We start from the raw sequence: 12,775 nt of genomic DNA, 5'->3' as shown, positions 1-12,775 counted from the left end.
CGGTTAAAAAAACAAGGATGAGAATACCGCTCCTAAAACTTAAGCGTGTTATAAAGCGCACTTTTAAGGTCAAAGAGGAAATTGACATGGTTGCGGCTCAGAAACGCAGCCGCCTGCTGGTCAAATTCCTCATGGGTATTATCTCGATTATTCTCATCACTTTGCTTTATCCTTTAAAAGACATGCGCGGTCCGCTCGATGTCCCGATTGAAGGGGAAATTGCCCTCGATAATATTATTGCGGATTTCTCGTTTGATATTCAGAAAGATCGCGCCCAGCTTGAAGAGGAACGAACGCTGGCTATTCGCAGTACACCGCTGTTTTTTAATTACCGAGAAGAAGTCGCGAGTAACAGCAAAAGGGATCTTAATCTCTTGTTTATTATGGCTGACTCTTTGAAGTCTTTGCCGGACCTATCTATCGATTCAACCATAAAAATCCTGACCGAGGATTTTTCCTTTATTCCATCAAGATGGCTGGAGAGTTTAGTAAATCACGATGATCCGCTAAAATTCGCGGGATTGCTTGACACAATATTAACCGACAGCATTTATTATTATGGAGTGATAAATGATCGCGCGACTATGCCTCCGTCCGAATTCAATTCAATTATTATGAAAAAGCCCGGACGGTATCTTCTGATGATTCGCAATCAGTTGATTGATCTTCAGGGCGCCTATAATAAGTTATTGGAAACAATGACTAATTATCCCGATATATCCGACCAGGAACTGGAAACGCTGTATCAAATAAGTCGCCATTTTATATTGCCAAATGCCAGCTTCAACGCGGAAACGACCAATGCCGCCCGGGATAGTTCGGTGGCGAATATATCAACCATCGAAAAGCATGTTTCTAGTGGGGATTTAATTATTAGACGCGGCGTTAGGGTTGATGCCTCCCAAGCCGGTATATTGGATGCCTACGCCCTGGAACTTCAAAAACAGGCGGCCGAAAGAGGCTGGTTCCAAGCCATATTGCCGATTTTATCAAGGCTGGTTTTGGTCTTTTCGGTCATTCTTCTGCTCTACTTATTCTTTTACCATTTCCGTCCCGATGTCTATTGGTCAAATAATAAGATGCTGGCGGTTTTGATTATAATCGGCCTGGAACTTTTTCTTGTAAATTTCGTTGGTGTGCGATTGGTTCCGTCGGTCTATCTCTACCCTATTGCAATCTTATCAATCTTAATTTCGGTTCTTTTTGATGCCCGCCTGGGCATTCTTGTCACATTGTTAGTCGCGCTTCTGTTGGGAATATTGAATCGTTTCAATTTTTCCATAACTTTGATAACCGCCATTGCCGGCTGCGTCGCCTGCTTCTCTGCCGGTGAAGTCAGGCGGCGAAGCGAATTTTATCGCATTATAATTACGCTGTCTCTCTCTTATGCTATCATAGCGGCGGTTGTGGAATCGTTGAAATTATCCCCTGCTGAGGATTTATGGACCAATGTCGGTTACGGTTTGGCAAATGGCCTCATCGCGCCCCTATTGACTATCGGAATCTTGCCGTTTTTTGAATCATTATTCGGATTTTCTACTAATATCACTCTTCTGGAATTGGCGGATTTGAATCAGCCTTTATTAAAGAGACTGGCCATGGAAGCGCCCGGCACGTATCATCATTCCATCATCGTCGGAAACCTGGGTGAAGCGGCCGCCAAAGACATCGGCGCCAATCCTCTTCTGGCCCGGGTCGGAGCCTATTATCATGATATCGGAAAAATGGACATACCCGAGTATTTTGTTGAAAACCAGCTGGGTATTAAGTCAAAACATGATTCGCTCAATCCGACAATGTCCGCCCTGGTTCTGGCTTCTCACGTCAAAAAAGGCCGATTATTTGGTGAAGAAGCCGGGCTGCCCGATGCCGTATTGAGTTTTATTGATGAACATCACGGGACAACTCAGATGTCTTATTTTTACAATAAGGCCAGGGAAATGGATTTGCCAATTGATTCGGATGATGATTTTCGTTACCCCGGCCCAAAACCTCAATCAAAGGAAACGGCGATTATTATGCTGGCTGATTCCACCGAAGCCGCCAGTCGTACTCTCGATAACCCCACCTCGGCTCGAATTAAAAACCTGATACAGAAACTGATCAATAACAAGTTTACTTCCGGCGAACTAACCCAATGTGAGTTGACATTAAAAGATTTAAATGATATCCGTGAAGCCTTTGTCAAAATACTCATCGGCGTTTTTCATCATCGAATCCCCTATCCAAAAAAAGAAGGAGAAGAAGTCGAATAATGGACGAAAGTCGATTATTTTCCAATCAGCGCGGCCGACTCCCCCGAAAGGAATCAATTGCCCTGGCTGATTATATCATTCGCAAAGAAAAAGTAAAACTCCCGGTTAATATAATTTTCACCGATGACGCATATATTACCGAACTCAACTCCCGGTTCCGACAAAAACACCAACCCACCGATGTATTATCATTCAATTCTGACCCGGAACTGGAAATATTGGGCGAAATTTACGTTTCCATTGATACTGCCCGGCGACAGGCAAACGACTATTGCGTCCCTTTGAGAAATGAAATCCTGCGCCTGGTTTGTCACGGCGTTTTACATTTATGCGGTTATGAGCATTCAAAAAAGGCTGATAGAGAAAACATGAGAAACTTTGAAGATAAGTATTTATCCAAATTCACCGAGTTGAAAAATGCTTGAATTATTATTCTATATAATTGGTTCTGGTATTTTGCTATTTTTGGGCTATCTGGTTTCGGTTTATACGAACGCCATCTATATCGATCCCGATGAGGTCAAAGAGATATTTCCTGAAATTTCAGACCGCAAACGGCAACGACTGGAGAAATTTATCTCCAATCCCAGGGTCTTTTTTCAAATTGGCAGACTGATACGCGTTTCGGTTTCAATCCTTTTGGGAGCTGTTGCTATTCTGACGGTTTTGGATCTGGAGCAGCTAAATCTTATGCCTTCTTTTGGTCTTTATGTCATCATAATTCCATTATTCTGGATATTGACGGCGACGTTTTTTATATATTTGCCCCGCAGAATTACCATTGAGCAAGCCCACAGCAAGCTAATCCGCTTTCTTCCTTTAATGAATCTAATTTACATCCTGTTCTCACCCGCTATCAGAGTTTTATCGAGAATCTCTCCTTCGGATCAGCCCGAAGACATTACTGAAGAGCAAAAAGATGATATCGTCGAAAGAGCCATCGAAACCCTCGCCGAATCAGCCGGGATTTCTTCGCCAATCATTGAAGAAGACGAGAAGGAGATGATTCATCAGATTTTCCAGCTTGACGTAACCGAGGCTGAAGAGATTATGATTCCCCGCGTTTATATCACCGGAATTGAGATAAACGCTACGCTTGGCGAAATACAAAAAACCGTCGGAGAATTCGGATATTCTCGTTATCCCGTTTACAAGGAATCGATTGACAATATCATCGGGGTGCTATATGTTAAAGACCTGCTCCTCCTGAATGAGTCGGCCAGAAAGAATTTCACATTAAAAGACCATATTCGCCAGCCTTTGGTTATCGGTGAGCACAGGAAAATCGACGAGCTTCTGGCTGAATTTAGAAAAGCAAAGACCCATCTGGCTATCGTTATTGACGAATTTGGGGGAGTTTCCGGTCTTGTCACGCTGGAAGATATCCTTGAGGAAATTGTCGGTGAAATCGAAGACGAGCACGATCCTGAACACGTACGCGATATTGTCAGATTGGACAACGGAAACCTCGAAGTTTCCGGTACCTGTCCACTGGAAGACCTCGCCGATGAACTCGAAATTGAGCTGCAACAGAAAGATTTTGAGACCGTCGGGGGAATGATTTACGATGAGGTCGGCTCGGTTCCCTCAGAAGGCGCTTCGCTCCACTGGAAGAACTGCAAACTCACCGTAACGCAACTCGACGGCCAAAGAATTGTTAGAGTTTTGGTCATTCCCAGTCATTCCACGGGCCAATAAACCAAAAAAATCCAACTAAATTTGTGAAAAATCGTATAATTTGGGAACTTTTGCCGACGTATTAATATTTTAAATCGGACGGAACCGGGTTGTGTCAAATTCCGTAAAAAGAATATTGAGTGTGATGAAAATTAATTTTAAACTTGACAGAGAGAAAAATAGTCTTATTATAAGAAGCTATCCATTTTTGGAGGAAACAAATTGAGAGCGGGGATTTTTGGCGCCAGAAGGCGCTTTGTTTCTTCAGTGCTGTTTGCCATATTGTATATTTTCGTCGGCATCATCATCGCTTCAATGATTGATCTGCCGGCAAAACCGGTGGCCGAGAACAGAACCGATTTTAACACTCAGGATTCAACTTCCGACCGTCCGGTTGATTTTTCGACTCCTTTTATCGAAGTTGTCTCAAAGGCTCGCGATGCGGTAGTGAATATTACGGCGGAATCCGAACGTCGCGGATATGGAATCGATGAATATTTCCGATTTTTTGGACTGCAACATCCCCGGACGCAAAAATCTTTTGGAACCGGATTTATCTTCCGGGAAGATGGCTATATCCTGACAAATAATCATGTCATCTCCGGCTCCGACCGAGTTCAGGTAACCACTTCGGACAATGCCGTTTATGAGGCTGAAGTGATCGGAAACGATCCCGAAACCGATTTAGCCGTTTTGAAAATTAAGCCTCGCAGCGACTTGCCGGTAATTCCATTCGGACATTCTAAAGATTTGCAAATCGGAGAATGGGTTGTCGCTATTGGTAATCCCTTCCCTCAGACAGGGCTTGACAGGACCGTCACCGCCGGAGTCGTATCGGCGACCGGGCGGCGCAACTTTCGCTTTGCCGACGGCAATGTCATTTACCAGGACTATATTCAAACCGACGCCACAATTAATCCCGGAAACTCGGGCGGGCCGCTTCTAAATCTTAAGGGAGAAGCTATTGGAGTTAACGCCGCGATCTCGTCCCCAACGGGGGTTTCGGTCGGTATCGGATTTGCGATCCCTATCGATTTCGCACGAGCCATCGTTCCTGATTTAATCGCTCACGGAAACGTCTCGCGCGGATGGCTGGGTGTCAGCGCCATTGACGTCCCTTATGAAATGGCGGAAGAACTGAATATTGAAGGACAGGCGGTGATGTTTGAGCAGGTTCTACGCAACTCGCCGGCATCAAGAGCGGGTTTGAAACCACGGGATATTCTGGTAAAATTCGACGGACATTCGATTAAAAATTCCGATGATTTCAGTTTCCAGGTCGCCAGTACTCCCATCGGCGATACGGTTGACCTGGAATTAGTGCGAAACGGCGAACCATTAAATCTCAAAGCTTTGATCGGCAATAGAAACCTTGCCCTTCAAACGGTTAATTCACCGCGCCAGCAGCCTTATTCCGAAGATTACTGGCTGGGCATGGAAGTTGCTGATTGTTCGCCCCAAGTTGCCAATCAACTCGGCGTTGATTGTCCTCCGTCGGGAGGGGTAATCGTGACCAATGTAGCCGTTGGTTCACCGGCCTACAACAGAAACATCGTTCCCGGCGTAGTTATAGTAGAGATCGACAGATTTGAGATAAACGATATTCGCGATTATCGCGAAGCGGTGGATAAATTGACAGATAGAAAAAAATCAATTTCGTTTATAATCTACGATACCGAGGGAAATACTCGCTGGGTTGGCATCAGACCAAATCGGTAGTTTTCCCATAACATATAGATGAAGGAGGAGCCTTAAACTAAGTGGCTAAACAATCGAGACGATATCGGGACGAAGACCGTTCCCTGGATCTGTACTTGCGTGAAATAGGATCCACCCCGTTGATCACCGCTCAGGAGGAAGTTAAGTTGGCCCAACGCATTCGCAAAGGCGACAAAACCGCTTTGGAAAAACTGACCAAAGCCAATTTGCGCTTCGTTGTCAGCGTGGCCAAAAATTACCAGAATCAGGGTCTCTCTCTGGCGGATTTAATCAATGAGGGGAATATCGGCCTTATTAAAGCCGCCAAGCGTTTTGATGAAACGCGCGGTTTTAAGTTCATTTCGTACGCGGTCTGGTGGATACGTCAGGCGATTTTGCAGGCTCTGGCCGAACAGAGCCGGATCGTCAGGCTTCCCCTGAACCGGGTCGGTACCCTGCACAAAATCGGCAAGGTATCATCCCGCCTCGAGCAAACCTACGGACGCAATCCGTCGCCCGAGGAAATTGCCAAAAAGCTGGAGCTTTCCGAAAACGAAGTGTCGGATACGCTGAAGATTTCCAACACGCATCTGTCTTTGGATCAGCCGTTTTCGGTCTCCGAAGATAATTCGCTGATTGATATTCTCGAGGATGAGTATCAGCCGGGACCCGATGAAGCGCTTCTGGATATGTCGCTCCGGGTAGAAATCGACAAGGCTTTGGATACTCTGACGCCTCGTGAAGCCGAGGTCATCAACCTCTATTTCGGCCTCAACGCGGAAAAAGCGCTGACGCTGGAAGAAATCGGCACCCGTTTTAATCTGACCCGTGAACGAGTCCGGCAGATTAAAGAAAAAGCGATTCGGCGTTTGCGCCATGCTTCGCGCAGCCGCTCGCTTCGAGCATATTTGAGTTAAGAAAAAACCAATTTATGTCTAAATCAAAAACCCCCGCTTGAAAAGGCGGGGGTTTTTATTTTGTCCGCACATAACAATATTATTTTTTATCTGTCGCGTCTGAAAAATGCATCTGAACTATTACCCAGTTACCACCCCGTTTTTCCAAGACACCTGTCCAACGAACGTCTTCCCAGTTGGCCGGCTGTCCCTTCCATGTATTATAATCATCAAGTCGCGCATGATACCAGGCCACATCACCTGATTGAGAAAAGTTTATTTCCAGTTCCTTGATTTCGTATCTGACGGCTTTGAAATCTTCAAGCATGAAGAAGTTTTCCGTCAGGTTTTCGAATGCCTTGCGGCCTTTAATCGTACCGGCATTGTCGGGTGAAAACCAGAACAATTTTTCATCATCAGCCATGCCGCTATAGAGTAAATCTTTATCCTTATTTCCTGCCCAGCCGATACTGGCGTGAATTACTTTTTCAATTACCGGCAATTCGACAGCCGAAGTTTCTTCGTGACTCATTTCCTGACATCCTCCTGTTAGTATTAAAAATAGAGTGAGCAGAATGAAAAGTGACTTGTATATCATACATATCCTCCTCCCCAATGTCCCCTGGATTTAGATTGACCTTATTCTTATAGATGACGATTTTATCAGTAGTTTATCCAAAATTAAAACGCCCCGTCAATGGAATCCATTATTCATGATTGGCATACGTCCACGTGCGCAAACAAAAGTGTAGAGCAGGAGTTTTCAACTTCTGCCCTACTCGCTAAAACAATATTGGTTGCTTAAACCACTAATAAGAATTAATATAGACTTATCTATTAGGGAAAGAAGTATCATATGAAAAAAAGAGATGTGATAAATACCCATGACAGAGAAGCCTCTCAATATGACCAGCAGGTTCGCGACTACGAATATTATGTTCACGATATTCTCTTTGGAATGTGCTACGAATTCATAAACGAAAACCAGTATTTACTTGATATAGGCATTGGCACCGGTTTGGCCTCCCTGCCATTTGCAAAGGCTGGTTTGCAGGTTTATGGATTCGATGGATCGACGAAAATGCTCAAAATATGTGACTCAAAATCTTTTGCCAGAGAACTGAAAAAACATGATATTCTCAATCCGCCTTATCCTTATGGTGATAACTTTTTTGACTACGTGATTTCGTGCAGTGTATTCCATTTTTTTGGCGAGTTGACATCGATTTTTAATGACGTTAACCGCATTATCAAGCCAAACGGCATTTTTGCATTTACGATTGGTGCCCCGGATACAATCGACATAAAAACAAAGGACGGGAGTAATCCCGAATACATGGAAAAGCCAACTTCATGGGGTGAGCCGATAATCGTGCATTATGACAGCTACATAATGAGACTGTTAAAAGGCCATAATTTTGAGATGATAAAAATTCAGAAGATTTTAATTCCCGATGGTGAGAAAGGCCGCGACGATAATATATTATTTAAGATCTACGTCGCTCGGCAATCAAGTAATTAATCAACGGGACGTGCACAACCTCAACATTATTAGCTCGATATTTTGAAAGAATCCCTATAATTACATAGCACTATTCCTCTTACAGCGCAGGATAACCCAGGCAGGACTACCCCGGCTTCCGTATAAATCGATTCCAAGTAGGTTAGTGATGGCGGTGCTTCTGCCTGTAACGCAGTCTCCAATTCTCGAATCACTGCAGCGTCGATGGTGTTGTCGTCTGAGGCCTTACCAATAAAATTCGGTACTGTCCTAATTTGAACTTACAAAACTTCATCCCAAATTGCAATATTATTTTTAATTCCCGCCGCCATAGCCGGAGTCATTTTCAGGGTACTATGGATTCTCATAAAATTATAATGCCAAAAATGCAGGGCAATGGCCGCCTTTAGATTCTCGACCGTCTTAGAAAAAGCATTGGTTAACCGTGTAAATCGCCTGAGTTGTGTACGTATCGTCAAGTTTTGCCTCTCAATATATGACGTACAAATCTTTTCAGGTTTGGGATCGCCTACTATTATGCTTGTATCAGTTCCCCGTAACCGGGATGGGCTATAACCCTCGCGGCCAGAGCCATCACCATGATAGAGCTTTCTAAGCATGGCGTAATTGACTGAGCGGCCAAAAGTCCAAATTACAGCATCGATATAAGGTCGGTACATATCAGTTGTCAATTGGAAGCGGCCATTAATCCGCTTGCTCAATTCGGCAATAAAACTATAAGTACTTAGATTGTTTCGCTTTCCAATATAAAATGCGGGGACAAGTTTAGTTTCACGGTCTAAAGCCACAAAAACGTATTGATCGCCCTTTTGACAACCATTATTCAATTCGGCCTCTGTTAACCGCTTTTGCTTTTTAGCGACGTAAGTCCAAATTTCATCAACCTCAATATAATTACATTTAAGATTGCGGAATCTGTTATACATATCATATCTGCAAGCCTCACTAACCGAAATCATTAAACGGGTAATTGTATCACGATGGGAACCAGTAATTCTTTCGATTCCGCGAATACTATTTCCTTCGACTAAAAGGCTCAAGACCATTTTCTGTTTCTCGCATTTAAGTTGGTTCATGGCTTTCCTCTTGACTTTTTGCACGGGAAAGCCGATATTTTATATGCTTGGCTGTACGGCCTGTCCGTGCAGTTAATGCTACCCCGTCCCGATGTTCGCGCATCGGGCGGGTGTTTAAAGGCGGCCCAGAGCGGCATTATTACCGCCCTGAGCCTGTATTTTTAGGGATTATGGTGGTGGCGGACGCGCCAAGCAATTAGTGCTTGACAGCATGTTTAATAATTTGTATCTTGACATAGGAAAGCCTCATAATAAATTTTTTTCGTCTTGTCGTTTTCCGGGTTTTAGCTGAGCGCTACCACGCTCAGCTTTTTTAATGTCAATCCTCTTTAGTTATTTGCCTATATTCGAATCTGCCTCGCTGACTCTCAGGTTTTACATTTTTTCTTTCCAATTTGCCCTTATCACTTAATTTTTTCAGGTAGTTTGCGAGAATTGATTGAACTCTGGCTCTTTCAGTTTCTTTTCTTATTCCCGCCGAAATAAGGCGGTCTGTAATTTGCCGACCCGTAAACCATTTACCTTGAAAACGTTCAATCTGATATAGCATTGATTGATGTAGTGTTTGTTTCTTAGAGCCACTATCAGCTTCCTCACTACGTAATTCATGACCTTTAATTAATAACTGAACAGCTTCAAGCTCTTGCTGAGCGTGGTCAATAATTGCTCTTAGCTTTTGTTCAGTTTCAATCAGGGCCTGCATAGACAGTAACATTTTTTACCTCCAAAACAAATTCTTTTCGCTCATCCAAATATACGGATATTTTTATTCTCTGTCAAGGGGAAATGAGAAAAAAGTGAGAAAAAACGAAGAAAACGAAAGAATCTGAAAAATCTGAAAGAGGGGGGCTCATTATTTTTTATTTTTATGTTGCATTTCGGTTTTTGAACTATTATCTTGATGAGTGAAAAAACCCAGAATCTTGTGAGGACTCTGGGTTTGGATAATTTACCTACTGGCTGATCCAGTCGCCAGTAAAAACACAATGCCGACTGGGACAGACTGGATTGGCCGGTAACGCTTTATCCATAGTAAACATTTTTAATAGTTTTGTCAAGCGTTTTTGATAAAATGCAGAGGGGGGAGTATATCCCCAGAAAGGAGGCAAATCATGCCTTCGACAAGATTGCATGGGCCGTATCTATTAACCAGCGAAGGGATAGATACCCATGTTGACCAAGTGGGAATTGGGGCATACGCCCTGGGTTATGTTGGAACGGATGGGACATTTCATGTTCAAAGAATCGGGCGTTCAGATGACAACCTTAATAATCGGTTGCACCAATATTTACCTCTCAAGAAATATAGGACTTATAAATATGGGTTTCTTGGGACATCTAAAGAATGCTATGAGTATGAATGCAAAATATGGCACGCATTTAGACCGAAGAATAATCCTAATCACCCGGACACGCCGGACGGAACAAACTATCCCTGTCCAGTACCGAATTGCACCCGCTTGTAGCGTTTTCAAGTTCTTCATCCATCAGACGAAGAACATCACATAGGGCTACATAATAGCCCAAATACCAATAACCTGATTCAGGCGAGCCATTTTTAATGCTCGCCTTTTTATTTAAGAGTTCAGGATATTCCTGCTGGAGTAATTTTTTTAATCCTTCAGCCTTAGCTCGTATTTTTGTATCAAATGTCATTTTATCTCCTTTATCAACTTATCGGTAAATACTTAATCAGCCTGAAATTAGGACAGTACCTAAAATTCCCGAAAACCTCGGCACCAACCGCCTTCTTCAACTCCTTCAGGGTCTTTTCGCGATCGCGTACTTGTTGCCAATCACTGGCTATCTTCCAGTCCAAGTCCAAGAGAAACATGAGAGCCACTTGATAATCTCCGGCCTGCTGCATCGTTGCCTGTTTTTCCGGCGTCGTGAAAGCTCCACTGAGTTGTCGTCGGATGAAGTAGGCAAAGAGTGATCGTGTTCGGACTTCAATATGAATTCGTTCTCTATGCCAAAAAGAGGATGAAAACACTATTTAGGTAATTGGAAATGGTGGAAGAAAATTGATCTTCCATCCTTTTTTTTGTGACTCATGTTGGCTTAACTGGTGATTTTATAAGGATATCGAAATTTCATTTGGGGGGAAATTACCGGCTCAAATTTGGGTAAACGGCTAATTCCGTACATTCATGGTGCGGTGTGTCCATCATCAGAGATTCAATATAACGTGTTGACAAAAATAATCTTGCGCTCATTATTAATGGAGTAGGTTTAACCGGGAGATGTAATTTCATCGTTTTAGCCGGAATAAATCGGGCGGTCGGAGTTTTATATGCCGGAGGATAAATTTATGAGCGAAACTGAACGCGAAGTCGAAATTCAAAAGCTAATAAAGCGAGTTAATGAACTTGAAGGTATGGTCGCGAGTTTAACAGAGTCCAAGGAAGCGCTCGAGGCTATTACCGACACGGCGGAAGATTCAATCTTTATTAAAGGTATTGATTTCAGATATACCTTTGTGAATCCCGCCATGGAACGCACGCTTGGCATGCTGGCTTCAGAGCTAATCGGAAAAGCACCAGTAGAGGTATTCGGCGAAGATGAGGCCAGGATAATCGCATCGGTAGATAAGCCTGTTTTAGAGGGTCAAACCGTTAATGCGAAAAGAACCCTCAGGATCAATGGTATTGAGCGAACATTTCACACGGTTCAAACGCCTGTTTTCGATTCAAAGGGAAACATCAAAGCTATCTGCGGTATTGTGCGTGATGTTACACATCTGCAGCGAGCCGAAGAAACAATACGAGAGAGTGAAGAGCGTTTTCGTTCATTGACATCACTCAGCCCGGTTGGCATTTTCCAGGCAGATGCGCATGGTAACGGTATCTATGTAAATGAACTGATCTGCAAATTCACCGGCATGAAAGTAGAAGAGCATTATGGCGATGGATGGGCCAGGGCGATACATCCTGATGAGCGGGAAGAAGTCTATCATGTATGGCATCAGACAATAAAGGGAGAAAGCAGTTTTGACATCGAGTTCAGGTTCATCTCTCAGGATGAGTACAGGAAGACTACCTGGGTGTCGAGCAACTTCTCGGCTTTAATAGATCAGAATGAAAATATAATCGGCTTTATAGGTACTCTTACAGACATCACCGAGCGTAAGCGGGTGGAAGAGGCGCTGAGAAAGAGTGAAGAAAAGCTCCGAACCTACAACGAGGAATTACGTATTGAGCGGCAGGCGCTCCATCAGAAAAATATCGCTCTCAAAGAGGTACTCGAACAAATTGAAGCCGGTAAGGATCGGCTGGCCGGGCAAATAAAGGCAAATATCGACCGAATCATCATTCCGATTATTAACGGCCTATCCGATAAATCCTCGAGTGATATGGATAGCTATGTCAGACTTTTGAAAAGCAGTCTTTCGGATATCACATCTCCCTTTATTGGTCATCTCGAGTCTGAATATTCCCACCTTACTTTACGTCAGATGGAAATTTGCAACATGGTAAAAAGCGGGATGAGTTGCAAAGAGATTTCCGCCTCCTTGAATATTTCGGTCCAGACGGTTTTAAAACAACGGACGCTCATTCGTAAAAAATTGGGACTATCCAATAAAAAAATAAATCTCGCGTCATATTTACATTCCATGAGTAAAATAAAAACGTAATTAAAATTTTCAAGCTG

At 43.5% G+C, this 12,775-nt stretch carries 11 protein-coding genes and 1 pseudogene; 7 read left to right on the top strand and 5 right to left on the bottom strand.

Going from position 1 to position 12,775, the window contains the following annotated elements:
* The first annotated feature begins 17 nt into the window (after positions 1-17).
* From V3V99_03200 to V3V99_03180, 5 genes are all read left to right on the top strand, one after another.
* Complete coding sequence (locus V3V99_03200) at positions 18-2,255, top strand: HDIG domain-containing metalloprotein (GenBank protein ID MEE9441653.1); 2,238 nt, start codon at positions 18-20, stop codon at positions 2,253-2,255.
* The gene (gene ybeY, locus V3V99_03195) at positions 2,255-2,680 is read left to right on the top strand and encodes an rRNA maturation RNase YbeY (protein ID MEE9441652.1); all 426 of its coding nucleotides are present in this window, start codon (positions 2,255-2,257) and stop codon (positions 2,678-2,680) included. Before V3V99_03200 ends, ybeY begins: the two co-directional genes overlap by 1 nt.
* A complete protein-coding gene (locus V3V99_03190) occupies positions 2,673-3,953 on the top strand; it encodes a hemolysin family protein (protein ID MEE9441651.1) in 1,281 nt (426 codons plus the stop codon). Before ybeY ends, V3V99_03190 begins: the two co-directional genes overlap by 8 nt.
* A gap of 201 nt (positions 3,954-4,154) precedes the next feature.
* On the top strand, positions 4,155-5,651 hold the full coding sequence (locus V3V99_03185) for a trypsin-like peptidase domain-containing protein (GenBank protein ID MEE9441650.1): 1,497 nt from the start codon (positions 4,155-4,157) through the stop codon (positions 5,649-5,651).
* Positions 5,652-5,692: 41 nt separating this feature from the next.
* A complete protein-coding gene (locus tag V3V99_03180; GenBank protein MEE9441649.1) occupies positions 5,693-6,547 on the top strand; it encodes a sigma-70 family RNA polymerase sigma factor in 855 nt (284 codons plus the stop codon).
* Between the two features lie 79 nt (positions 6,548-6,626).
* Here the strand turns inward: V3V99_03180 and V3V99_03175 are convergent, their stop codons facing one another.
* On the bottom strand, positions 6,627-7,124 hold the full coding sequence (locus V3V99_03175; protein ID MEE9441648.1) for a nuclear transport factor 2 family protein: 498 nt from the start codon (positions 7,122-7,124) through the stop codon (positions 6,627-6,629).
* Between the two features lie 258 nt (positions 7,125-7,382).
* Here V3V99_03175 and V3V99_03170 point away from each other — a divergent pair, with 258 nt between their 5' ends.
* Entirely contained in the window at positions 7,383-8,048 is a 666-nt protein-coding gene (locus V3V99_03170) for a class I SAM-dependent methyltransferase (GenBank protein ID MEE9441647.1), read from the top strand.
* 260 nt (positions 8,049-8,308) lie between these two features.
* Here V3V99_03170 and V3V99_03165 read toward each other — a convergent pair whose 3' ends face one another.
* The 4 genes and pseudogenes from V3V99_03165 to V3V99_03150 all read right to left on the bottom strand — a co-directional run bounded on the left by V3V99_03165 (position 8,309) and on the right by V3V99_03150 (position 11,063).
* Entirely contained in the window at positions 8,309-9,124 is an 816-nt protein-coding gene (locus V3V99_03165) for an IS1 family transposase (GenBank protein ID MEE9441646.1), read from the bottom strand.
* 319 nt (positions 9,125-9,443) lie between these two features.
* Positions 9,444-9,839, bottom strand: a complete 396-nt coding sequence (locus tag V3V99_03160; GenBank protein MEE9441645.1) for a hypothetical protein — start codon at positions 9,837-9,839, stop codon at positions 9,444-9,446.
* Positions 9,840-10,522: 683 nt separating this feature from the next.
* Complete coding sequence (locus V3V99_03155; protein MEE9441644.1) at positions 10,523-10,780, bottom strand: hypothetical protein; 258 nt, start codon at positions 10,778-10,780, stop codon at positions 10,523-10,525.
* A 64-nt stretch (positions 10,781-10,844) separates the two neighbouring features.
* Positions 10,845-11,063: pseudogene (locus V3V99_03150) on the bottom strand (DUF2326 domain-containing protein).
* A 372-nt stretch (positions 11,064-11,435) separates the two neighbouring features.
* Here V3V99_03150 and V3V99_03145 point away from each other — a divergent pair.
* Entirely contained in the window at positions 11,436-12,758 is a 1,323-nt protein-coding gene (locus V3V99_03145; protein MEE9441643.1) for a PAS domain S-box protein, read from the top strand.
* The last annotated feature ends 17 nt before the right edge of the window (positions 12,759-12,775 follow it).

The organism is Candidatus Zixiibacteriota bacterium, assembly GCA_036480375.1.
Classification (GTDB): Bacteria; Zixibacteria; MSB-5A5; order GN15; family JAAZOE01; genus JAZGGI01.
The sequence above is the reverse complement of the archived record's forward strand: the minus strand, read 5'-3'. Positions and strand labels throughout refer to the sequence as shown.